18 protein-coding genes and 2 pseudogenes are annotated in these 22,728 nt (G+C 72.8%); 12 read left to right on the top strand and 8 right to left on the bottom strand.

Annotation, left to right across the window (positions count from 1 at the left end):
• Window positions 1-2: 2 nt before the first annotated feature.
• Entirely contained in the window at window positions 3-1,205 is a 1,203-nt protein-coding gene (locus OG242_RS29825; RefSeq protein WP_405901105.1) for a DMT family transporter, read from the top strand.
• On the opposite strand, the gene OG242_RS29820 is transcribed toward OG242_RS29825, so the two are convergent.
• Window positions 1,175-2,584 (bottom strand): transglycosylase family protein, encoded by a 1,410-nt coding sequence (locus tag OG242_RS29820; RefSeq protein ID WP_405901104.1) that lies wholly within the window; start codon window positions 2,582-2,584, stop codon window positions 1,175-1,177. The genes OG242_RS29825 and OG242_RS29820 overlap by 31 nt on opposite strands.
• A gap of 314 nt (window positions 2,585-2,898) precedes the next feature.
• Here OG242_RS29820 and OG242_RS29815 point away from each other — a divergent pair, with 314 nt between their 5' ends.
• Window positions 2,899-5,439 carry a glycoside hydrolase family 3 C-terminal domain-containing protein gene (locus OG242_RS29815; protein WP_405901103.1) on the top strand — a complete coding sequence of 847 codons (2,541 nt, stop codon included), beginning with the start codon at window positions 2,899-2,901 and terminating at the stop codon, window positions 5,437-5,439.
• 8 nt (window positions 5,440-5,447) lie between these two features.
• Window positions 5,448-6,545, top strand: a complete 1,098-nt coding sequence (locus tag OG242_RS29810; protein ID WP_405901102.1) for a LacI family DNA-binding transcriptional regulator — start codon at window positions 5,448-5,450, stop codon at window positions 6,543-6,545.
• Between the two features lie 74 nt (window positions 6,546-6,619).
• Here the strand turns inward: OG242_RS29810 and OG242_RS29805 are convergent, their stop codons facing one another.
• Window positions 6,620-7,978: an ROK family protein gene (locus OG242_RS29805; protein WP_405901101.1), complete on the bottom strand. Its 1,359-nt coding sequence runs from the start codon at window positions 7,976-7,978 to the stop codon at window positions 6,620-6,622.
• Window positions 7,979-8,207: 229 nt separating this feature from the next.
• Here OG242_RS29805 and OG242_RS29800 point away from each other — a divergent pair.
• Both OG242_RS29800 and OG242_RS29795 read left to right on the top strand, forming a co-directional pair.
• A pseudogene (locus OG242_RS29800) lies at window positions 8,208-8,521 on the top strand (extracellular solute-binding protein); the annotation flags it as partial.
• 59 nt (window positions 8,522-8,580) lie between these two features.
• Window positions 8,581-8,825, top strand: a pseudogene (locus OG242_RS29795) (family 1 glycosylhydrolase); the annotation flags it as partial.
• A gap of 983 nt (window positions 8,826-9,808) precedes the next feature.
• Here OG242_RS29795 and OG242_RS29790 read toward each other — a convergent pair.
• Together OG242_RS29790 and OG242_RS29785 are read right to left on the bottom strand one after the other, a co-directional pair.
• Complete coding sequence (locus tag OG242_RS29790; RefSeq protein ID WP_405901100.1) at window positions 9,809-10,390, bottom strand: TetR/AcrR family transcriptional regulator; 582 nt, start codon at window positions 10,388-10,390, stop codon at window positions 9,809-9,811.
• Between the two features lie 272 nt (window positions 10,391-10,662).
• Window positions 10,663-12,051, bottom strand: coding sequence for a cellulase family glycosylhydrolase (locus OG242_RS29785; protein WP_405901099.1), 1,389 nt, complete (start codon window positions 12,049-12,051; stop codon window positions 10,663-10,665).
• Between the two features lie 240 nt (window positions 12,052-12,291).
• Here OG242_RS29785 and OG242_RS29780 point away from each other — a divergent pair, with 240 nt between their 5' ends.
• The 7 genes from OG242_RS29780 to OG242_RS29750 all read left to right on the top strand — a co-directional run bounded on the left by OG242_RS29780 (window position 12,292) and on the right by OG242_RS29750 (window position 19,848).
• The gene (locus OG242_RS29780; protein WP_405901098.1) at window positions 12,292-13,314 is read left to right on the top strand and encodes a LacI family DNA-binding transcriptional regulator; all 1,023 of its coding nucleotides are present in this window, start codon (window positions 12,292-12,294) and stop codon (window positions 13,312-13,314) included.
• Window positions 13,315-13,636: 322 nt separating this feature from the next.
• Window positions 13,637-14,749 (top strand): lytic polysaccharide monooxygenase, encoded by a 1,113-nt coding sequence (locus tag OG242_RS29775; protein WP_405901097.1) that lies wholly within the window; start codon window positions 13,637-13,639, stop codon window positions 14,747-14,749.
• Window positions 14,750-14,890: 141 nt separating this feature from the next.
• Entirely contained in the window at window positions 14,891-15,631 is a 741-nt protein-coding gene (locus OG242_RS29770; RefSeq protein WP_405901096.1) for an MgtC/SapB family protein, read from the top strand.
• Between the two features lie 49 nt (window positions 15,632-15,680).
• Window positions 15,681-17,297, top strand: a complete 1,617-nt coding sequence (locus OG242_RS29765; protein ID WP_405901095.1) for a PucR family transcriptional regulator — start codon at window positions 15,681-15,683, stop codon at window positions 17,295-17,297.
• A 183-nt stretch (window positions 17,298-17,480) separates the two neighbouring features.
• Complete coding sequence (locus OG242_RS29760; RefSeq protein WP_405901094.1) at window positions 17,481-18,857, top strand: diaminopimelate decarboxylase; 1,377 nt, start codon at window positions 17,481-17,483, stop codon at window positions 18,855-18,857.
• A 77-nt stretch (window positions 18,858-18,934) separates the two neighbouring features.
• Window positions 18,935-19,411: a MarR family winged helix-turn-helix transcriptional regulator gene (locus tag OG242_RS29755; protein ID WP_405901093.1), complete on the top strand. Its 477-nt coding sequence runs from the start codon at window positions 18,935-18,937 to the stop codon at window positions 19,409-19,411.
• Window positions 19,412-19,413: 2 nt separating this feature from the next.
• Window positions 19,414-19,848, top strand: a complete 435-nt coding sequence (locus OG242_RS29750) for a hypothetical protein (RefSeq protein WP_405901092.1) — start codon at window positions 19,414-19,416, stop codon at window positions 19,846-19,848.
• A 358-nt stretch (window positions 19,849-20,206) separates the two neighbouring features.
• On the opposite strand, the gene OG242_RS29745 is transcribed toward OG242_RS29750, so the two are convergent.
• From OG242_RS29745 to OG242_RS29730, 4 genes are all read right to left on the bottom strand, one after another.
• Window positions 20,207-20,845, bottom strand: coding sequence for an aspartate/glutamate racemase family protein (locus OG242_RS29745; protein ID WP_405901091.1), 639 nt, complete (start codon window positions 20,843-20,845; stop codon window positions 20,207-20,209).
• A gap of 20 nt (window positions 20,846-20,865) precedes the next feature.
• Window positions 20,866-21,219 (bottom strand): GNAT family N-acetyltransferase, encoded by a 354-nt coding sequence (locus OG242_RS29740; protein ID WP_405901090.1) that lies wholly within the window; start codon window positions 21,217-21,219, stop codon window positions 20,866-20,868.
• Between the two features lie 31 nt (window positions 21,220-21,250).
• A complete protein-coding gene (gene panD, locus OG242_RS29735) occupies window positions 21,251-21,676 on the bottom strand; it encodes an aspartate 1-decarboxylase (RefSeq protein WP_405901089.1) in 426 nt (141 codons plus the stop codon).
• Window positions 21,677-22,158: 482 nt separating this feature from the next.
• Complete coding sequence (locus OG242_RS29730) at window positions 22,159-22,596, bottom strand: SMI1/KNR4 family protein (RefSeq protein ID WP_405901088.1); 438 nt, start codon at window positions 22,594-22,596, stop codon at window positions 22,159-22,161.
• Between the last annotated feature and the right edge of the window lie 132 nt (window positions 22,597-22,728).

The following is a 22,728-nucleotide window of genomic DNA, read 5'->3' as shown; positions in this document are numbered from 1 at the left end:
TCGTGGTGTACATGAGTTCCCTTGCGCTGTCCGTGCTGCTGTCACTGGTCTCCGCGGTCGCCTACGCGGCCGGGGCGATCGTCCAGGAGCGCGTGGCCGTGGCCTCCGACGGCCGCTCGCTCGCACCGCTGCGCAACCGCGTCTGGTGGGCGGCGGTCACGCTGAACGGCCTGGGTGCCGTCCTGCACGTCGTGGCGCTCGCGTACGGCCCGCTGAGCCTCGTACAGCCGCTGGGGGCGCTCACCATCGTCTTCGCGCTGCCGATGGCCGCGTTGTTCGTACGCCGCCGGGCCGGGGCGACCGCCTGGCGAGGCGCGGTCATGGCGACGGTGGGTCTTGCCGGGCTGCTGGCGCTGACGGGCGGCTCCGACGCGCACAGCCTGGGCGCTCCGCAGCAGTTGATGCTGGCGGTGGTGACGTTCGGCGCGGTGGCCGCGCTGGTCCTGCTCTCCCGGGCGATGCGCCGGCCGGTGATGCGGAGCGTGGTGCTGGCCGGGGCGGCGGGCGTCGCGTTCGGCATCGCCTCGGTGTACACGAAGACCGTGGCCATGGAGTGGACCGCGGGCGCGGTGAAGTCCGGGCTGATGCCCCTGCTGGTGATCGCCGCGCTGGCGGGCTCGGGCCTGCTGCTGTCCCAGGCGGCCTACCGGGGCGCGGGGCTGACCGCTCCGCTGGCCACGGTGACCGTGGTGAACCCGGTGGTGGCCGCGGCGGTGGGCATCACGCTGTTCGGCGAGCAGTTCCGGCACGGGGCCACGGGCACGGCGCTCGCCCTGCTGTGCGGGGCGGTCGCGGCCGGCGGGCTGATCATGCTGACGACGGAGCGGATGGGCGCGGAGCGGCTGGAAGCGGTGCCCGCTCCGGACGAGAGCGCGGAGACGGCCGCCGCATCCGCGGCCGTGGACGAGGAAGCCGGGGACGTCGCGGAGGCCGGGAACGCGGCGGAGGCCGCGGATTTCGACGGGCCCGCCGGGGCGTCGACCCCGACGGGCGTTCCGCCCCGCCCGGTGGAGCCGGCTCCGGCCGTCGCTTCCGGGGCCGCGGGCCGGCGGACCCCTCCCCCGGCGCTGCCGGTGCGGATGCCCCTGGAAGGGCTGGCCGGCCGGGTGGAGTTCGACCCGCCCCCGGCCGCCGGGCGCAGGGCCGCCGGGGAGACCGGTGACGGAGGGGGCGTTCAGACGCTGACGCCGCCCGCCCTCAGGTAGGCCAGCGGGTCGATGTCGGAGCCGTACTCCGGGCCGGTACGGACCTCGAAGTGCAGGTGCGGGCCCGTGACGTTGCCGGTGGCGCCGGAGCGGGCGATCCGCTGGCCGCCACCGACGTGCTGCCCGCCGCGCACGAGCAGCGAGGACAGGTGCGCGTACTGGCTGAACTTGCCGTCGCTGTGCCGGATGACGACCTGGTAGCCGTACGGCCCCGCCCAGCCCGCCGACACGACGGTGCCCGCCGCCATCGCCTTCACGGACGTGCCGGTGGGCACCGGGAAGTCGACGCCCGTGTGGTAGCCGCTGGACCAGGAACCGGCCTGGTGGTAGGGCGTGCCGGTGCGGGCCGCGACGGGGGCGGTGAGCGAGCTGTGCTTCTGCGTGTGCTCGGTCTTGTGCGTCTCGGTCTTGCGGGTCTCGGTCTTGCGGGGTTCGGTCTTGCGGGGTTCGGTCTTGCGGGTCTCGGTCCTGTGCGGCTGCGTCTTCTTCGGCTGGGGGTGCGACTGCGGCTTGGCCTGCTGCTTCCGCTGCTTCTCGGCGGCGGTCTTCGCGTCCGACTTGGGGGCCGTTTTCGGAGTGGCCTTCGGGGCGGCCTTCGGGGTCGCTTCGGCCGCGGTCTTCGGGGGCGCCTTCGTCGCGGTCTTCGGCTCGTTCCCGGTCGCCGTTCGCGGTGCGGGCTCGGCCGTCCTCGGGGTTCCGGTCAGGGTCAGACGCTGGCCGGGGAAGATCAGGTCCGGGTCGTCGCCGACGACCCCGCGGTTCGCCGCGTAGAGCCGCTGCCAGCCGCCCTGGAGGTGCCGGTCGGCCGCGATGCCGGAGAGCGAGTCGCCGGGCGTGACGGTGTACGACTCCCGCTTGCCGGGCACCGTCGTCGGGGTGGCCGCGGGCGCGGTCTGCTTGGTCTTCGGCGTGCGGGTGGACAACGAGGCGCTGTCCGGCTTCTTCGGGGTCGCCACGCGGGCCGAGCGCTCGCTCTGCGGGCTGATGTCGGGCGTGGCGCCGCCCTGGGTGAGGCCCGCCCTTCCGGAGCAGACCGGCCAGGCGCCGGGGCCCTGGCTGTCCAGGACCTTCTCCGCGATGGCGATCTGCTGGTCCCTGGTGGCCAGGTCGGCGCGCGGTGCGTAGTCCGTACCGCCGTACGCCGCCCAGGTCGAGCGGGTGAACTGGAGACCGCCGAAGTAGCCGTTGCCGCTGTTGACGTGCCAGTTGCCGGTGGACTCGCAGGCGGCGACCTTCTCCCACACGTCGGCCGACGCGGCTCCCGCCGACGCCGCCGTGAGGAGCGGGAGCGCGAGGCCAGCGCCTCCTGCCGTGACCGTGAGCGAAGCCCGGTTGATGCGGCTCGGCTGGTATCTGCGGTGCCGTCCGTTCGCGGCCATGACTTGGCTCCCCCACTGACTGTAGGACATGTCGCAAGCGGTCAACTTATGTGCAAACAGCGGGTGATGACAAGACCACGGTACGTTTCGGCCAACGGTGCCAGAAGTGGTCCGCGCACCCTGGGTGCAGGGTGAGCCGGGCGCCCCCGGGCGTGCCGACGCCGTCACCATCCCGGGCGCGTCCCTCGCCCCGCGTGAGCGAACGGACTTGCCACAGCCCGCCATTGACATGGTCGGCGACGACCGGGGACGCTGGGCGCGACAGCCGGGAGAGCGCTCTCCAATATCCGTGGGAGCGCGGTGCACGAAGGAGCATGGCCGCCATGACGGACGAAGAGACCGAACCGCTGCTCGACAAGCTCGACGCGGCCCAGAAGGTCCGGCTGCTCACCGGTGCCAGCACCTGGCGCACATACGGCGAACCCGCTGTCGGGCTGCGTCCGCTCACCCTCTCCGACGGGCCGGCCGGTGTACGGGGCGAGACATGGGACGAACGAGAGACCTCGCTCGTCCTCCCCTCCCCCACCGCGCTCGCCGCCTCCTGGGACGAGCGGCTGTTGACGGACCTCGGCGCGCTGCTCGCCTCCGAGGCGCGGCGCAAAGGCGTCGACGTGCTCCTGGCCCCCACCCTGAACCTGCACCGTTCACCGCTGGGCGGCCGGCACTTCGAGTGCTTCTCCGAGGACCCGCTGCTCACCGGTCGCGCGGGCGCCGCGCTCATCCGGGGCATCCAGTCGGGCGGAGTGGCGGCCACCGCGAAGCACTTCGTCGGCAACGACGCCGAGACGGACCGGCTGAACGTCGACATCCGTGTGGATGAACGCACCCTGCACGAGGTGTACCTCGCCCCGTTCGAGGAAGCCGTCGCGGCCGGCGTGTGGGCGGTCATGTCCGCGTACAACAAGGTCGGCGGCGTGACCATGTCCGCTTCCCCGCTGCTTGAGCGCCCCCTCAAGGAGAACTGGGGCTTCGACGGCCTCGTGGTCTCGGACTGGGGAGGCGTGCGCACCCTCCTGGAGACCGCCCGCTCCGGCCAGGACCTGGCGATGCCCGGTCCGGACGGCCCATGGGCGGCCGGCCTGCTCGCCGCGCTCGGACAGGGACTGGTCCCCGTCGGCGTCGTGGACGACAAGATACGCAGACTGCTGCGGCTGGCCCGCCGGGTGGGCGCCTTCGGGTCCGGCCAACCGGCGCAGCGGTCCGACCGCCCGGCGCACCGGCCCGCGGTGGCTCCGGCCGCCGCGCGCACCCTGCTGCGCCGCGCCGTTTCCGCCGGCGCGGTGCTCCTGCGCAACGAGGGCGGGCTGCTGCCGCTGGACCCCGCCGCGCTGAAGTCCGTCGCCGTCATCGGACCGCACGCCACGGCGGTACGCATCCAGGGCGGGGGCAGCGCGGAGGTGTTCCCGGAGCACGTGGTGACCCCGCTGGCCGGGATCGAGCGGGCGCTCGACGGGGTGGCGGCGGTGACGTACCGGCCGGGCCTCCCCTTGTCCGGCCGGCCCGAGCCGCTCGGCCGCGACCGGGCTCGCGATCCGCGCGACGGCGAGCCCGGGGTGCTGGTGCGGCTGCTCGACGCGCAAGGGGCCGCACTCCACGCGGAACACCGCCTGTCCGGGCGGATCGTGGAGCCCTCGGTGCCGGCCGGGGACGCCGCGCTGGTCGAGATCCGGACGCTGTACCGGCCCGCCGAGAGCGGCACGTGGTCCTGGGCGGTGGGCGGCTGGGGCGACATCTCGCTGTCCGTCGACGGCCACGAGGTGCTCTCCGGCACGTTCCCGCTGGACAGCGACGACCCGACCCGGGTGCACGTCGCCCCGCCGCTGTACACCGCCCGCGCGGAGATGACCGCGGGCCGGGAGGTGGAGGTGGTCGCGCGGCGCTCGCTCGCCCCGGGCTCGGGGGTCGCGACGGTCCTCGCCGCGGCCCCGCACGCCGGCGACGCGGACGGCGCGCTCGCCGAAGCGGTCGCCGCCGCACGCGCGGCCGACGTCGCGGTGGTGGTCGTGGGCACGACGGAGCAGAGCGAGTCGGAGGGGCACGACCGCGAGAGCCTGGCCCTGCCGGAGGGCCAGGACGCGCTGGTGCGGGCGGTGGCGAGGGCCAACCCGCGCACGGTCGTCCTGGTCAACGCGGGCGGCCCGGTCGCCCTGCCCTGGCACGAGCGGGTGCCCGCGCTGCTGCTCGCCTGGTTCCCGGGCCAGGAGGCCGGGGACGGACTGGCCGACGTGCTGTTCGGGCGCGCCGAGCCCGGGGGACGGCTGCCGACCACCTGGGCCGCCGCCCAGGACGACGTGCCGGTGCTCGGGACCGCCCCCGGCGCCGACGGGCGGCTGCACTACGCGGAGGGCCCGCACATCGGATACCGGGCGTGGCTGCGGTCCGGAACCGCTCCGGCCTACTGGTTCGGCCACGGCCTCGGGTACACCGGCTGGGAGTACGAGGAGCTGACCGCCCCGGAGTCGGTGCGTCCCGGGGAGCCCTTCGACATACGGGTGCGGGTGCGCAACAGCGGGCGGCGGCGCGGGCGGGAGGTGGTGCAGGTCTACCTGGCGCGGCGTGGTTCCGCCGTCGAGCGCCCGGTGCGCAAGCTCATCGGTCACGCGGCGGTCGAGGCGGAGCCCGGGGAGAGCGCGGTCGCGGTGGTCCGGGTGGACGGGCGGGCCCTGGCCCACTGGTCGCCCGAGCAGCACGGGTGGGAGACGGAGGCGGGTGCCTTCACGCTGCTCGGGGGCCGTTCGGCGGGCGATCTGCCGCTCACCGCGAGGATCGTGGCGCGGCCGGGCCCGGACTCGGCCGGGAAAGGATCCGGTAACGGTTCGGAGCACGATGGAGAGCGCTCTCCACTGATGCTATAAATGCGCTCATGACGGATGATCTGCGACCGGCCGGTACACCCACTCTCGAGGACGTGGCGAGGGCGGCCGGTGTTTCCCGCGCCACCGTCTCCCGGGTGATCAACGGCGTACGGAATGTCGACCCGGTGATCCAGGAGGCCGTCCGCCAGGCGGTCGCCTCCACCGGTTACGCGCCCAACCGCGCGGCCCGCTCGCTGGTGACCCGGCGCACCGACGCCATCGCGCTGGTGGTGTCCGGCGCGGGCGTCGAGCCGGAGACGGAGGAGGGCGCGCAGCCCGACGAGGCGAACGCGGAGGGGACCGACGGGTCGTCGTTCACCGGGCAGGTCTTCGCCGACCCCTTCTTCGGCCGGGTGGTGACCGGGGTGGTCAACTACCTGCGTCCGCGCGGGATGCACCCGGTCCTGATGTTCGCCGAGACGTCACGGGCGCGCAAGGACGTCGTGGCGTTCCTGCGCCAGGGCAGCGCGGACGGTGCGCTGGTCGTCTCGACGCACGCGGAGGACCCGCTGCCGGGCATGCTGACGGACGCCGGGCTGCCGGCCGTGCTCTACGCGCGGCCGGCCCGGGCGGCCCGGATCAGCTATGTCGACGTCGCCCACCAGGACGGGGCGCGGCTGGCCGCCGAGCATCTGCTGGCCCGGGGCTGCCGGCGTATCGCGACCATCACGGGACCGCTCGACGTGCCCGCGGTGCAGGAGCGGCTGGCCGGCTTCCGGGACACGATGGCGCGCGAGGGGCATCCGTACATCGCGATCGCCGAGGGGCGGTTCACCCAGGCGAGCGGGGAGACCGCGATGGAGCGGCTGTTGGCCGAACACCCGGACCTGGACGGGGTGTTCGCGGCCAACGACCTGATGGCCACGGGCGCCTGCCATGTGCTGCGGGATCGCGGCAAGCGGGTGCCGGAGGACGTCGCGGTGATCGGCTTCGACGACAGCAGCGCGGCCCTGGCCTGCCGTCCGCCGCTGACCACGGTCCGCCAGCCGGTGGAGGCGATGGCCGCCGAGATGGCCCGGCTGCTGATCGAACGCCTGGGGAAGCCGGAGGGCGCGGCGACCTCGGTGATCTTCGAGCCGTCGCTGGTGGTGCGGGACTCGGCGTAGGGCCGCAAGGGCGGGCCGTACGGCCACGGACCCGGCGTAACCCCGGCCCACCACCGCCGCCTCACCCCGCCGCCTCACCCCGTCGCGTCCGCCTCCGTCCGGGACCGCTCCCGTCCGCGCACCGCTGCCGCCGGGGTCCGGGGCGCCGGTGCCGTGGAGCCGGGCCGGGACGCCGGTGACGGGCGGCCGCCGCCGCGGGCCAGGAAGTCGGCCAGGGGAAGCGTCGCCGCGCCGACGGTGACCGCGTCGGGGCCCAGGCGGCCCATCTCGATCGTGGTCCGGGCCGCCGCGTGCTTCAGCGCGTACTCCTGCGCGTACCGCCGGATGTCGGGCAGCAGATGCGGGCCGATCAGCAGCCCCGCCCAGCCGCCGAGCAGGATGCGCTCGGGCAGGAAGAGGTTGATCAGATCGCCCAGCGCCGCGCCCAGGCACTCGGCCGTCTCGTCGAGCAGCGCGACGGCCACCGGGTCGGGCTCGGCGCCGTCCGCCGGGTAGGCGGCCGCGAGCAGCGCGGCGAGCGCGGTCTCGTCGTCGGCGTCGGCGGGGAGCGGGCCGCCCGCCTCCTGCCAGCGCTCGCGCATCGCCTCGGCCCCCGCATACGCCTCCAGGCAGCCGATCGAGCCGCAGCGGCAGCGCCGGCCGCGCAGCTGCACGGTGCTGTGGCCCCACTCCAGGGCCTGGCTGCTGCGGTCCTCGTCGAGGAGGTCGCCGTGGTTCACGCAGGCGCCGACGCCGGAACCGATGAGGGCGATCGCGGAGGCGCCCGCGCCCCGCCCGCCGCCGAACCACATCTCGGCCTGGCCGAGCGTCTTGGCGCCGTTGTCGATGAAGAAGGGAACCTCGGGCGGCACCCGCACGGCGTCGCGGAGCAGCCGCTCGAAGGGGACGGCGCTCCAGTCGATGGTCTGGCCGTGGACCACGGAGCCCACGTCGCCGACGACGCCGTCCGGCGCGTGGCGCTCGATGATGCCGGGCACGCCGATCCCGATGCCTAGCAGCCTGTGCGGGTCGGCGCCGGCGTCCCGCAGCACGTCGGCGACGCCGCTGCGGACATGGCCGACGATGCGGTCGACGTCGTAGCCGTGCTGGGCGAGCAGCCTTTCGGTGCGGGCGAGTTCGGTGAGGGAGAGGTCGAAGAGCTCCACCCGGATGCGGGTCTCACCGATGTCGATGCCGATGAGGAGGCCGCCGCCGGGGGCGACGCGCAGCAGGGTGCGGGGGCGGCCGCCGTCGGAGTCGACGACTCCGGCCTCCTCCAGGAGGTTCTCCGCGGCGAGTTCCGCGACGACGTTGCTGATGGAACCCGAGCTCAGCCCGGTGGCGGGGCCGAGCTCCTGGCGGCTCAGCGGGCCGTCGAAATACAACCGTTGCAATACCCGCGCCCGGTTGCCCCGTCGCAGGTCACGCACGGTCCGTCTGTTGCGCTCAGCCATGTGGCTCCTTCCCTGACGGAAACATACCGTGACCCCGGGACTTGACGCGACCTTCTGTCACCTCTTGCATAACGTCATAAATTAAGCCCTGAAGGCCGTTCGGTTCTCGAACACGGCCTTCCTCCCCGGAAAGGGACGGTCACGCAGGCGCACCATCAGAGCCGCGGCAGCCGTCACCCTCGCGATCTCCATAGCCGCCGGTGTCACCGGCTGCGGAGGCGGTTCGTCCTCGGCCGGCGCGGAGGGCAAGGGCCCCGCCGCGGTCCCGCTGCACTCGAGGGCGTACGCGCGCCCGGGCGCCGAGGGCTCCAATCTCTCCAACAACATCCACCAGACCTTCGTCCTGGGCCAGCAGCACGGCGCCGACTTCTTCGACGCCGAGGGCAAGCCGACCTTCAGGGCAAGAACACCGACTCCATGGTCGCGGGCATCAACATGGCGGTGTTCAAGAACACCAAGAACATCGACGGCGCCAGGAAGTTCGTGAAGTTCATGACGAGCGACGCCGAGCAGAAGCTGCTGAACAAGGCCTACGGGTCGATCGGTGGCGACAGCGGTGACGTGGCCCGCGACCACTACCACCGGGTGCCGGACGACATCGGCGGACGCAGTACCTGGAGGAACACCTCGCGGCATGCGCCCGCGCCGTCCGCAAGGGCGCCCCGCCGGCCGGCTACTTCGCCTGGTCGCTCCTGGTCGACTTCGAGTGGGCGTACGGCTACGACAAGCGGTCGGCCTGGTCCACGTCGACTACGCGCCCCAGCGCCGCACGGTCAAGACCAGCGGCCGGCGCTACGCGGAGCTGATCCGCGAAGCGACGACACCCCGCTCCCACAAGGCCGCCTGACCCCGGCCTCGCACCCGGACAACCCCCGGCCGCGACGGACCACCGCCGCCGCAGGGGGTTTCGCGCTGCGCGGCGGAACTGCCGGGGCTGCGGCCGACCGCCGCAGGCCGTTCGCTAGCATCCTGTCGCGTGACGAGGCGGGGATGGCGGCTGGGTTGTGTGGCGGTACTGGCGGCGATATGCGTCTCCGGACCGGGGCGCCCTGACGTCGTCCGTACGGCGTCCGACCTCGGCCCTCTTCCTGCCGACCGCTACACGTACACGGCGCGGGACTACCAACGGTCGCAGCAGGCAACGGCGTTGCTGGTGCGCCAGTGCATGGCGGAGCGCGGCCACGCGGACTTCCCGCTCGACCCCCGCAACCCCAGTGACCCCATCGCCCTCACGGCGGTCTCCACCGACTACGGCACCCTGGACCTCGCCTCCGCCCGCCGTTGGGGATACGGCTGGGACCCGGCGAAGTCGCGGGCGGACCGGCCGACGGGCCGCCGGATGACCAATGCCGAGTACGCCGACTACTCCCCCTGCCGGACCCAGTCGGATCTGCGGCTGATGCGCGGCATCGATCTCAAACGGGACTGGCTCTACGCGAATACCCGGGCCGTCGAGATCGCCGAGGTGGTCAAGCGCGACCCGGGCCTCCGCGCGGCCTGGGACGAGTGGTCCGGCTGTATGGCCGGCCGGGGGTTCACGCGCTACTCCGACCCGGTGGCGGCGTACACGGACACCGCCTGGCACCGGGGCAGCGACGGCAACACGAGGCACACCGAGCGGGAGCGTGACACCGCCGTCGCGGACGTCACCTGCAAGCGCCGCCACCACACGGCCGAGATCTGGCACACCACACGGGCGCGGGAACAGGCCGCCGACATCACACAGCACCGCGCCCGCTACACCGCCGGCCTGGAGGCGCTGCGAACCTACCGGGCGACGATCACCGAGGTGCTGCGCACGCTCGGGTTAGGGCTCCGGTGGAGCGGCGCCTACGCTTCCCCGGTGGCCCGAGCCCAGTTCGACAGCAGAAAGTGCAGGGCCTCCACCGCACGCTCCCAGGAGGTCTGCACGGGCCGCGGCGCCTCGAAGCCGCCGTCGGCCTCCAGGGTGGTGAAGCCGTGGAAGGTGCTGCGCAGCAGGCGTACCGCGTCCGTGAGGTCGGGCTCGGTCAGGCCGTACGCGCGCAGCATCGCCGAGGTGGTGCGCAGGGTGCGGTGGTACGCGGGTGCCTCGGCGACGATCGCGGGGTCGACGCGGTACTGGGTGGCCGCGTACCGGCCGGGGTGCTCCAGCGCGAAGGTGCGGTACGCGTCGGCGAACGCGACCAGTGCGTCCTTCCCTGCCCGGCCGGCCACCGCCGCCTCGATTCGGTCGATGAATTCCTCGGCCGCGAGCAGCGCGACGCGGGTCCGCAGGTCGTCCAGGTTCTTGACGTGGGAGTAGAGGCTGGCGTCCTTGACGCCGAAGCCCCGCGCCAGCGCGGAGATGGTGACCTTGTCGAAGCCGGTCCCGTCCGCCAGATCGGCCGCAGCCACCACGACCCGATCGGTCGTGAGCCCCGCGCGAACCATCCCCACCCCTGCCTGTGCGTTTCCTAGGGCCCTTAGCTTTCCCGAATATACACAGGAGCCCGCGGTGGCCACGGAGAGCCGTGACCACCGCGGGCTTCCGTACCGCGCCGACAGCGGGGAGTGGGTCGGCGCGGTGGCCCGAGATCGCCCGGGAGAGCGCTCTCCAATAACGGACCCAGTGTCTCGCCGCTGTCGACGGAGTGTCAAGGTTCGGCCGTGTCCGCACATGGCTGTGAGGGCCCCGGCGCACCGGAGCCCTCACATTTCACGGATCAGCTGGTGGGGAAGTTGTCCGGAGTGCTGATCCGGGACTTGAGCAGGGCGCCCGACTCGGTGAGCACACCGCTGCTGCTGTAGTCGCCGCCGTCACAGGTGCCGGGCTTGAACGCGGCACTGCTCTCGTTGGCGTCGGAGTAGGTCCAGTTCGCGTAGCTGATCTTCAGCTGGTCGAGCAGGTCCAGCCAGGCGGTGGTGCTCGCCCGGTCCAGCGCACCGCCGCCGGTGGCGCTGACCGTGCCGAACTCCGTGACGAAGAGCGGGAGTTTCGAGGCGGCCCGGCTCACCGTCGCACGGTAGTTGTCCTTGTGGCTGGCGGCGTAGAAGTGGAACGCGTACATGATGTTGGTGGCGTTGACGGGGCTGTTGACGACCTCGCTCTCGTTCGAGCCGTCCGAGACGCCGAGGGACGACCAGCCACGCGTACCGACGATGACGACCGCGTCCGGGTCGGCGGCCCGGATCACCGGGATGACCTGCTCGGCGTAGTTCTTGATACCGGCCCAGCTCACACCGTTCGGCTCGTTGGCGATCTCGTAGATGACGTTCTTCTTCGAGGCGTTACGGGCGGCGACGGACGCGAAGAAGGTCTTGGCGCGCTCCAGGTTGTAGTTGGGATCGCCCGGCGTGAGGGTGTGGAAGTCGATCAGGGCGTACATGCCACGCGCCTCGGCCATGTCGACCAGGCTGTTGACCTTGCTGGTGAAGCCCGCCGGGTCGGTCTCGTAGCCGTCCTCCTGGACGTACATGGCGGTACGCAGCAGGTCTGCCTTCCAGTCGTTCGCCAGGGCGTCCAGGGACGCGTTGTTGTAGCACTGGCTGAACCACTGGAGGCCGTGCGTGCTCATGCCGCGCAGCTGGATGGGGCGGTTGTACTGGTTGCACAGGTTCGTGCCGCACACGTGGAGCCGGCCGTTGGTCTCCACCGGGGTGCCGTCGCCCGTGGCGGGCGGCGGATCGTCGTCGTCTCCCCCGCCGCCGACGGAGCCCGTGCACGCGACGCCGTTCAGCGTGAAGCCCGTGGGCTGCGGGTTGGAGCCCGTGAACGAGCCGACGAAGCCCAGATCGGCCGTGCCACCGGTGGCCAGGCTGCGGTTCCAGTCGACGCCTGCGGCGGTGACCGCGGAGCCGGACTGCGACCATGTGGCGTTCCAGCCCTGGACGACCTTCTGACCGGAGCCCGGCAGGGTGAACTTGAGCTGCCAGCCGTTCACGGGGTCACCCAGGTTGGTGACCTTGACGCCGCCCTGGAAGCCGCCCTCCCACTGACTGGCGACGGTGTACTCCACCTTGCATCCGGTGGCCGCAGCCGCCGGAGGGCTGGCCAGGACCGTGAGGCCCATGACCGTCGCGCCGGTCGCCAGTAGAGCCAAGAAGCGTTTCACAGCATTTCTCCTCGTTCGAAGGGGAACAACTGAGGAACTTTCGAATGGGAGCGCTCCCAGAACCCATCGGCCCGAGACCGTACACGCCGCCGGGCCCCGCGCATAGGGATCCGACGCTGTCATGCACAAGTAAACTTGGGAGCGCTCCCAGACGCGACAGCCGCTACGAGCCGTCGATCGGCCATTCGCTCAGCCGTTCCCCCTCCTGGCCGTAGGATCGGGTGCTCTTGGGGGTGGTCCATGCTGAACAGGAGTTCCGGCACGCCGACGCTGGAAGAGGTCGCCGCGCTCGCCGGGGTGGGGCGGGGCACGGTCTCCCGCGTCATCAACAACGCCTCGGGCGTCAGGGAGTCCACCCGCCGCGCCGTGCAGCGCGCCATCGACGAACTGGGTTACGTGCCCAACCTGGCCGCACGCTCCCTGGCCGGGCAGCGCGCGGGAGCCGTCGCCCTGGTGATGACGAAGACCGACTGGAGGCTGTTCGGGGAGCCGTTCTTCTCGGAGATCGTGCGCGCGGTCGGAGATGCCCTCGACGAGCGCGGCGTGCAGCTGCTCCTCACCCTCGTCCGGACGGACAGCGAACGGCAACGGCTGCTGGAGTACGTGCGCGGCGGCCGGGTCGACGGGGTGCTGCTGATGTCGGTGAGCGCCGAGGACCGGCTGCCCGACATGCTCGCCGACGCCGGGGTGCCCACGGTGCTGCTGGGCCGGCGCTCGGGCGACGAGCGGGTCACCTACGTGGACGCCGACAACGTTGGCGGAGCGCGGGACGCGGTGGGTCATCTGGTGCGCGGCGGCCGGACGACCATCGCCGCGATCACCGGACCACCGGAGATGTACGTCGCCCAGTGCCGGCTGCGCGGGTACCGGGAGGCCCTGCACGAGGCGGGGTTCGCCGAGCTGCCGTCCCTGGTCGCGCAGGGCGACTTCACCGAGGCCAGCGGGCGGCGCGCGATGACCGGCCTGATCGAGCGGCACCCGGAGGTCGACGCGGTGTTCGCCGCGTCGGACAGCATGGCCGCCGGTGCGCTGGCCGCGCTGTACGCGGCGGGGCGCCGGGTGCCGAAGGACGTGGCGGTGGTCGGCTTCGACGACTTCGAGCTCGCCGAACAGACCGAACCGCCCCTGACGACGGTCCGCCAGCCGATGGAGGAAATCGGCCGGGCGATGGTGCGGCTGCTGCTGGAGGAGATGAGCAGCCCGAAGGTGGCCTGGCACCACGTGATCCTGCGGACGCGGCTGATGGTGCGCGGGTCGGGCTGACGCGGGCGCCGGCGGGCGGCGCGGGTCCTGGAGCACGACGCCCACCCGGCCTCGTCGCCGCCCCGCGGCCGGCCCCTTTCGGCCGATGGCGTCCGATGGGTTGTCAGGGACACGGCGACTGCCCTACAGTCCCCTACCAACGAATACATGGGAGCGCTCCCACGCGACGCACCCTCCGCGGCCCACCCACCCCCACGGCCCACACCGCCCGGGCTCGGCGGGCGATCCGCCACGTCACCGCCGGTTCGACCCCCACCGCGGTGCGGCCTCCTGACGCACGTCCCGCACGACGACTGCCCCCGCACACGCAGAAGGAGACACCATGGCAAGACCAAGAACACAACTCGCCTCGCTGGCAGCGGTATTGGCGACGCTGCTCGGCGGCATCGCCTTCACCCTGCTGGGCCAGGGCAGCGCACAGGCCCACGGCGTCACGATGTCGCCGGGATCGCGCACCTACCTCTGTTACCTGGACGCCAAGACCACCACGGGCGCCCTCGATCCGACCAACCCGGCGTGCAAGGCCGCGCTCGCGGAGAGCGGCGCGACGTCCCTGTACAACTGGTTCGCGGTGCTCGACTCCAACGCGGGCGGCCGGGGCCAGGGTTACGTCCCGGACGGCACGCTGTGCAGCGCCGGCGACCGTTCTCCGTACGACTTCACCGGCTACAACGCACCGCGCGGCGACTGGCCCCGTACGCACCTGACCTCGGGCTCCAAGATCGAGGTCGACCACAGCAACTGGGCGGCGCACCCGGGTTCGTTCCGGGTGTACGTGTCGAAGCCCGGGTACTCGCCCACGTCCGAACTGGGCTGGGACGACCTGGAGTTGGTGCAGACGGTCACCAACCCGCCCGCCGTGGGCTCGCCGGGCACCGATGGCGGTCACTACTACTGGGACCTGACGCTGCCCTCGGGCCGCTCGGGTGACGCGGTGATGTTCATCCAGTGGGTGCGCTCGGACAGCCAGGAGAACTTCTTCTCCTGCTCCGACATCGTCTTCGACGGCGGCCACGGCGAAGTGACCGGCATGCGCGGCTCCACCACCCCGACGCCGGACCCGACCGACCCGACGCCGGACCCCACGGACCCGACACCCGATCCGACCGACCCCACCGACCCGCACACCGGCTGCATGGCGGTCTACAGCGTGACCAACTCCTGGAGCGGCGGCTTCCAGGGCTCCGTCGAGGTCATGAACCACAACACGACGGCGCTCGACGGCTGGTCCGTGAACTGGAAGCCCGGCGCGGGCACCACGGTCAGCAGCGTGTGGAGCGGGGTGCTGAGCACCGGGTCCGACGGCGCGCTGACGGTGAAGAACGCCGACTACAACCGTACGATCCCGCCGGACGGCAGCGTGACCTTCGGGTTCACCGCGACCTCCACCGGCAACAACTTCCCCGTCGGTTCGATCGGCTGCGTCAATCCGTAGCCGCTGACGCGGGCGGCGGCGGTTCCCGAGCGGTACGGGAGCCGCCGCCGTGCCGATCGCGGCCGGGACCCGAATGGCCGGGTACGGTGGAGTCTGTCCGATCAGGATCCGCCGGACAGGCCCGCCGGGCCCGGAGGCTGCGTGGCACTCGACATCAACGAACCGTTCGGTCAGAACTGGACGCACGCCGCGCAGTTCGGCATCGCGTTCGTCCTGTCGAGTGCGATCGGCATCGAGCGCGAGATCCGCCAGAAGGCGGCCGGGCTGCGCACGTACACGATCGTCGGGCTCGGCGCCGCGCTCTTCACGCTGGTCAGCAAGTTCGGCTTCTCGGACGTCGTGGTCACCGGCCAGGTGGAGCTCGACCCGTCCCGGGTCGCGGCCCAGATCGTCTCGGGTCTCGGTTTCATCGGCGGCGGCGTCATCTTCGTCCACCGGGGCTCGGTGCGGGGCCTCACCACCGCGGCCTCGATCTGGCTGACCGCCGCCGTGGGCTGCGCGGCCGGTGCGGGACTCCCCGTGCTCGCGACGCTGGCCACGCTCGCCTATTTCCTGGTGTCGTACGGGGTACGCCCCCTCGCCCACCGGCTCCCCGTTCTGCGCAACGCCTCGATCGGCTACCACATCACGTACACCGAGGGTGTCGGGGCGCTGCGGGAACTGGTCAACCACTGTACGGAGACCGGGTTCGCCGTCTCCGAGCTGACCACGCTCTCCGGCTCGGGCCGGTACCGGCGCCGCCGCTCGCAGGAGGACGCCGAGCGTACCGTCGAGATCGCGCTGAGCGTGCAGGGCCGGGGCGACCCCGATGCCCTGACCGCCCGGCTGGCGGGCACGGCCGGGGTCCTGGCGTGCAGCCGCAGCGACCTCGCCGACGAGTGACGGCCGGTCCCGGACGCGCCGCCCGGGCGCGCTCGTATGCTCGGCTTCCATGACGAGCCGTGCGTCCCTCCCGCCGGAGCCCTCCGTCGCGCTCCGCGAACTCCTCGCCTTCGACGACGGTGGGAGCCTGCGGCTGCTCCTCGCACCCGCCGGCCGTGACGTCGGGGTGCGGGGTGTGGCCGTGGGCGAGGAGGGCCCGGCCCGGCCGCTGGACGGCTGCCTGGTCCTGGTCACCGGTGCGCCGGTCTCGTCTCCCGAAGCCTCCGCCCCGGTCCGCGAGGCAGCGCGCCGGGGCGCGTCCGGCGTGGTGCTGCGCGCCGTGGAGGGGGTGGCCGCCGCACCGCAGGTGGCCGCCGCCGCCGAGGAGGCGGGGGTCGCCCTGCTCACCCGCGCGGAGTGGGCCGACTGGACGGACACCGCCGCGCTGCTGCGTTCCGCGCTGGCCTGCGCACGGGCGGGGGCCGACGACGGGACGGCGGGGCGGATGGCGGCCGGGGGCCCGGAGAGCCTGAGCGCGCTCGCGGCGGCCGTCGCCGAGTACACCGGCGGTTCGATCACCATCGAGGACACGCGCCTGCGGGTCCTGGCCCACTCCGCGACCGGCCCCGACGCCGATGTGCTGCGCCGGTCCACCATCCTGGGCGGCCGGGTGCCGGAGTGGCGGGTCGCCGAGCTGCGGCGCAGCGGGCTGCTCCGGGCGCTGTGGACGTCCCGGGACGTGATCCACCGCGCGGCCGACGCCGAGGGACCCGAGCGCCTGATCATCGCGGTCCGCGGCGGCCCGGAGGTCCTCGGCTCGATCTGGGTGGCCGGAGACGGACGCCCCCTGCGCCCGGACGCGCCGGACGCCCTGCGCAGGGCCGCCGAGGTCGCCGCTCCCCTCCTGGTCCGGCACCGGCTGCGCGAGAGCGGCGCCGCCCGCCGCAGCGAGGTCGCGCTGCGCGGACTGCTGTACGGGGAGGGGGACGCCCGCACGCACGCCTGGTCGCTCGGCCTTTCCCCGGACGCGGCCTGCGCGGTGGTGGTCGCCGAGCCTTCGACCGCCGCATCCGCCCCGGGCGGCCGTGCCCTCGACGTACCGGCGCTCCAGGCGGCGACGTACCGCCCCTCCACGCGGGTGCTGCGCGACGGGGACCGGCTGCTGGTGCTGCTGCCCGTGGAATCCGGCGCGGAGCGCGGCGCTGCGGCGCTGGCCCGCGAGCTGGCGGGCCAGGGCGCGGGCGCCGGGGTGCTGGCGGGGGCCGGTCCGGTGGTCGCGGGGGCGCAGGGGGTGCGGGGCTCGTACGACGAGGCCCTGCTCATCGTGCGGGTGCTGCGCGAGCGGGCGGAGGCGGGCGGCGCGCAGCGGTCGGCGGACGCGGCGGGCGTCGGCCCCTCGCTGGACGTCGCCCGGGTCCTGGACGCGGCCCGGCCGGTCTGGGAGGCGGGGAACGGGCCGGTGCACGAGCTCGTCCGGGTCGATCTGGCGGCGGGCGGCGAGCTGGTCCGGTCCCTGGCGGCCTACCTGGACGCCTCGGGCGATGTCGCGCGGGCGGCGGGCCGGCTGGTCGTCCACCCCAACACGCTGCGCTACCGGCTGCGGCGCGCCCGGGAGCGGTTCGGGGTGGACCTGGACGACCCCGACACCAGGCTGCTGGTCACGCTCGCGGTGCGGCTCAGCGGGTAGGTTGCGGTCTGTCCGTGCGGCTGTGGTCCCTGACCGCCAGTTGGCCGCCCGGACAGGGAAGCGCACCGTTCTTGGCCGCCCGGACAGGGAAGCGCACCGTTCTTGGCCGCCCGGACAGGGAAGCGCACCGTTCTTGGCCGCCCGGACAGAGACCTGGGGGCACTCATCGCCGACTCTGGCTCCATGAGCCTTTCTTCGCCGTCCTCCGCCCTGTCCCCCTCTCCCTCGGCGCCGTCCGCGCGTGTCGCGGCGGTGGTCCGCCACGCCGTGGCCGCCGGTCTGCTGGGTGAGTCCAGCCCGGTCGCCGGCTTCATCGACACGGACGGCGTACGCGCGTCGGTCGCCGCCCTGCACGAGGCGTTTCCCGGGGTTCCCGCCGTGCTGCACACGTTCGCCGCGAAGGCGTCCTCGCTCGTCCCCGTACTGCGGCTGCTCGCCCGGTGCGGCATGGGCTGCGAGGTCGCGAGCCCCGGTGAGCTGCGGCTCGCGCTGGACGCCGGGTTCGCGCCGTCGATGATCGTCCTCGACTCCCCCGCCAAGACGCGGGACGAGATCCGCCGCGCCCTGGCCGTGGGCGTGGCGATCAACGCCGACAACCTCGACGAGGTGGGCCGGATCGCCTCGCTGCGCCCGGCGGACGCGGTGTCCGCCATCGGGCTCCGGGTCAACCCGCAGGTCGGCGGCGGGTCCATCGGCGCGATGAGTACGGCCACGGCCACGTCGAAGTTCGGCGTGGCGCTGCGCGACCCCGGCGCGCGCGAGCAGGTCGTGCAGACCTTCGCCGCGCACCCCTGGCTGACCCGGCTGCACGCCCATGTCGGCTCGCAGGGCTGCTCGTTGGAGCTGATCGCGGCCGGGATCGCCGAGACGTACCGGCTGGCCGAGGAGATCAACGAGACGCTGGGCCGCCGGCAGGTCACCGGGCTCGACATCGGCGGCGGTCTCCCGGTCAACTTCGCCGACGACGAGGTACGCCCCACCTTCGCCGCGTACGCCGAGGCACTCCGGGCCGCCGTGCCCGGACTCTTCGACGGCCGGTACGAGCTGGTCACCGAATTCGGCCGCTCCCTGCTGGCGAAGAACGGCTTCATCGGCGCGCTGGTCGAGTACACGAAGGACGCGGGCGGCCGCCGTATCGCGCTGACCCACGCGGGTGCCCAGACCGCCACCCGTACCGTCTTCATGCCGGATGCCTGGCCGCTGCGGGTCGGCGCCTTCGACGCGGAGGGGCGGCCGAAGGACGGGCGGCCGGTGGTCCAGGACGTCGCGGGGCCGTGCTGCTTCGCCGGTGACGTCGTCGCGCACGCCCGGGAACTGCCCGAGCTGCGGGCGGGCGACTACGTGGTGCTGTACGACACGGGGGCGTACTACTTCTCGACACCGTGGTCGTACAACAGCCTGCCGCGCCCGGCGGTGTACGGCTTCGACGTCGCCGGTGCGAACGGGCACGAGGAGCCGGTGGTGCGGTTCGCGCCGGTGCGCGACGCCCAGTCGCTGGACTCGGTCTCCGCCGAGAGCGGCCTCGCGCACGCCGACGCACTGCTGGATCTGCGGGACTGAGGCAGCGGGCTCCAGGCTTTCGCAGTCCTCACAGAATTTAGTAGCCATGGACATAGTTGCCATGTACGGTACCTGGCATGAGCAACGCGATCGAGGGCGCGACCCCGGGTTTCCTGGTCTGGCGCCTGTCCATGAAATGGCGGGTGGCCCTCGACCGGGCCCTGGCCCCGCTCGGCCTGACGCACGCGCAGTATTCGCTGGTCGCTTCCCTGCAGGGCATGGAACACGCGGGGGCGCGTCCGAGTCAGCGGGTGCTGGCGGACCACACCGGACTCGAAGCGCTCTACGTCTCGAAACTGGCCCGCGCCCTGGAGGCTGCGGGGCTCGTCGAGCGGACCACCGACCCGGCCGACAGCAGGGCGGTCCTGCTGTCCCTGACCGAGCGGGGCCGCGCGGCGACCGGCCGCGCGGTCGAGGTGGTCCGGGAGCTTGTCGACGGGCTGCTCGCACCCCTGGGCGGCATCGGCGGCGCCGGTACCGAGGCGTTCACCGAGGCACTGACGGCCCTGCTCGACGTGCCCGTTCCCCCAGTCACCGCTTCCCGCGAGGAGTAATCATGGCTACCGCACCCGCTGTCAACGGCCAGGTCATCGGAATGGCCCACTACGCCACCCGCGCCGTCGCCGAACGGCTTCTGCCCCAGGGCACCACCTTCAACCAGGCCCTGGCCCTCAACGCCGCCGAGGCCGCGGGCGGCACCATCGGGCGCGGCCCGCTGATCGAGCGCCTGACCGGCGCGGTGAAGCTCGGCCTCACGGCGGCGGAAGCCACCGTCGGGGCTCTGACGTCCGCCGGGCTGCTGGAGGAGCGGCCCGGGGGCCTGCTGGCGCTCAGCCCTGCGGGCGACGCGCTGGTCCAGTCCTACAAGGCAGGTGTCGCCGGCATCGCGGCCGTGCTGTACGGGGACCTGCCGGCCGAGGACCTGGCCGCGGCGGGCCGGGTGCTGACCGAGGTGACCGCGCGGGCCAACGCGATGCCGGCCGCCGGCTGACCGGCCGCCCCGGTCAGCCGACCGGCGACGGCTCGGGCTCCGGAGGGGGCACCGGGTCGGGGTCCGGGGACGGCGGCTGCGGAATCGGGTCGGGCGCGGGCCCGGGCGGCGCGGGCGTCGGCGCCGGGGGCGTGGGTGCGGGCGGGGTCGGCGCGGGCGGCGTCGGCTCCGGCAGCGGCCCCGGGGTGGGCGCCGGCGGAACGGGGTCGGGGAACGGATGAGTCATCTCGGGCCTCCGAACGTTCGGGGGTGGCTCTCTCTTTCCACCGTCTCCCGGAGCGGCTGCCCGCGCCCGGCGAGCCCATACGTGCGGATGCGGAAGAGTGCTGCGTACGGCCCACGGACCGGCCCGGCCGGCTCAGCCCTCCGCGGCCGCCACCGCGGCGGCCAGCCCCGGCCGTGGGCTGGACAGCACCGGGACCCCGGCGGTCGTACGGCCGGCCGCGCCCGCCATGGAGCCCTGGGCCAGCACGATGACGTCCGCGTCGCTCACCGCGTCGGCCGCGGCGGCGACGAGGTCGAGGCTGCCGTCCTGGTCACCGGCGACGAAGCGGTCCCAGGCGCCCTCCACCAGCACGGTGCGCACGTCGGCCCCGGGCAGGCCGGCCGCGGCCGCCTCCTCGGTGAGCAGTGCGCGGGTCGGCGCCAGGGTGGAGGCGAGCGTGGCGAGGACGGTGACCCGTCCGGCCCGGACGGCCGCCGCCGCCATGGGCCGGTCGACGCGCAGGACCGGGATGCCGACCGCGACCCCGGCGGACTCGGCCACGGCGCCGATCGTCGAGCAGGTGCAGAGCACGGCGCCCGCCCCCTCGGCGGCCAGTTCCGCCACCAGCGCCTCCACCTCGTCCGCCACCGCGTCGGGCCCCAGGGCGGCGGCCCCGGCCAGCAGTTCCTCGCGAACGACATGACGCAGGACGGTGCCCGGGTGGTCGGCGTCGCGCAGGGCGTCGAAGACCGGGACATGCACCGGCGAGGTGTGGAGCAGCGCGAGCGTCACGGAGGGCCCGTCCTTCCGGTTCAGTACAGCTCGGGGTGCGAGGCGAGCTGCGTCTTCGCGCGCTCCACCAGCTCGTCCGGCGCCTCGGGGGCCTCATCGGGATGGCGCGAGGCCCACTTGGCGGCGTACGGGCACAACGGCACGACGGGCACGCCCTCGCGCCCCGCCATGGCGTAGAACTCCCTGACCAGGGCGCCCGCGATGCCCTTGCCCTCGTGTCCGGGCTCGACGACGGTGTGGACGGCGACGAGCCCGGCGGGCTCACCGTCCATCACGAAGTACGCGACGACTCCGACGGCCTCGCCGCCCTCGTACGCGGACAGCCTGCCCGCCGCCCGGTCGTCACGGATCTCGGGCCCGGTCTGCTCTGCCATGGCGGATTGCTCCCTAGCTGGACGAGCCGCCTCAGCGCGCCGCGGGCACCGCGTGCGGGCTGCGCTCGGTGTCACTGCCCGGCACGGGCGCGGAGGCGTCGGCACCGAGTGCGACGATGCGGTTGTCCGCGTCGACGTGCACGATACGCGGGACGAGGGCCCGCGCCTCGGCATCCTCGACCTGGGCATAGCTGATGAGGATGACCAGGTCACCCGGGTGTACGAGGTGGGCGGCGGCGCCGTTGATCCCGATCACCCCGGAACCGCGCTCGCCCTCGATGACGTACGTCTCCAGCCGGGCCCCGTTGTCGATGTCCACGATGTGCACCAGCTCACCGGGCAGCAGATCCGCGGCCTCCATGAGCTCGGCGTCGACGGTGACGGAACCCACGTAATGCAGGTCGGCCTGGGTGACGGTGGCACGGTGAATCTTGGACTTGAATATTGTTCGCATCATCGAGACACTCCTGAACATAGGCTCCCTGCCTGCATTTTTGCAGGTCAAGTGCGGTTCCCCTACCTTACAACGAGTCGCATGTTCAGTCAGCTTTAGCAGGGTTTTTGAGGACTGATGCTGACCAATTGCCGACTTTCCTGACGCATCGTCAGGCGTTGCGGGAAAGCTTCGCCGACCCTCCTGGACTTCACCGCGACGACTGCACAAGCCTACGCAGCAGCCTTCGAAGAGTGTCCGTGATCACCGTCACTCTGGCGGTCTGGGCCGAGCTCAGGCGCGAGGGCGGTCACCGGGGATCCGGACTGCGCACCACCTACTGCCACCGCCGACTCCACGGTGAAATAGAGCACATTCCACCAGTCGAATACGAGATCAACCACTACCGCACAACCACGAAACCCCAGGTCACAACCACAAGCTGAAGTCTCAATCCAACCCGGAACGGTTCAGTTCCGATTCGGACCGGTGTGGAGGCGTCGCGGTCAATCGCGATACCAGTCCTCGCCATCGCTACCGAGCGCGCTGCGGAGATAGTTCTCGAGGGAAGCCGACACCCATGTGCGGCTGTCGGTTTCGTGGTCCCACACGAAGACGTCCCCATCGCGTGCCGGATCGCGGACGAATGCGAACTGATCGCCGCCGCCGTTGTCCCCGAAGAACATGAGTGCGTCAAAGGACTGGTAGAGCTCCCGGAATCGCGTGTTCTGTCGGAAACCCTCGTTCTCGGAGAGGATCTTCTCGGAACTCCAGACGATATCTGTTCCGTAGTCGTCAGTGATCCCGTCGGTTTCGAGGAGGAGCTCGCGCAGGGACTGCGGTACGGCCTGCCCCAACTGCCGCTCGACGGCAGCCAGGGACATCTCGTCGGCCGGGTCCGTGAGGCCGACGCCCGGGAACTCCGATGCGATTTCTCGCCACATTATTTCCTCGTTCCGCCGATCTGGTGTCTATCTGATGCGCGGGCTGAACCAGTTGCCGAGCTTATCATCCACGTGGGTGACATGATCGAGCACATCTTGCCTGGTGGGATTCGAGTGCGTGCGATAAAACTC

This window comes from Streptomyces sp. NBC_00727 (assembly GCF_045161745.1).
GTDB lineage: Bacteria > Actinomycetota > Actinomycetes > Streptomycetales > Streptomycetaceae > Streptomyces.
Note: the sequence above shows the minus strand (reverse complement) of the source record. Positions and strands in the feature narration are given on the sequence as shown.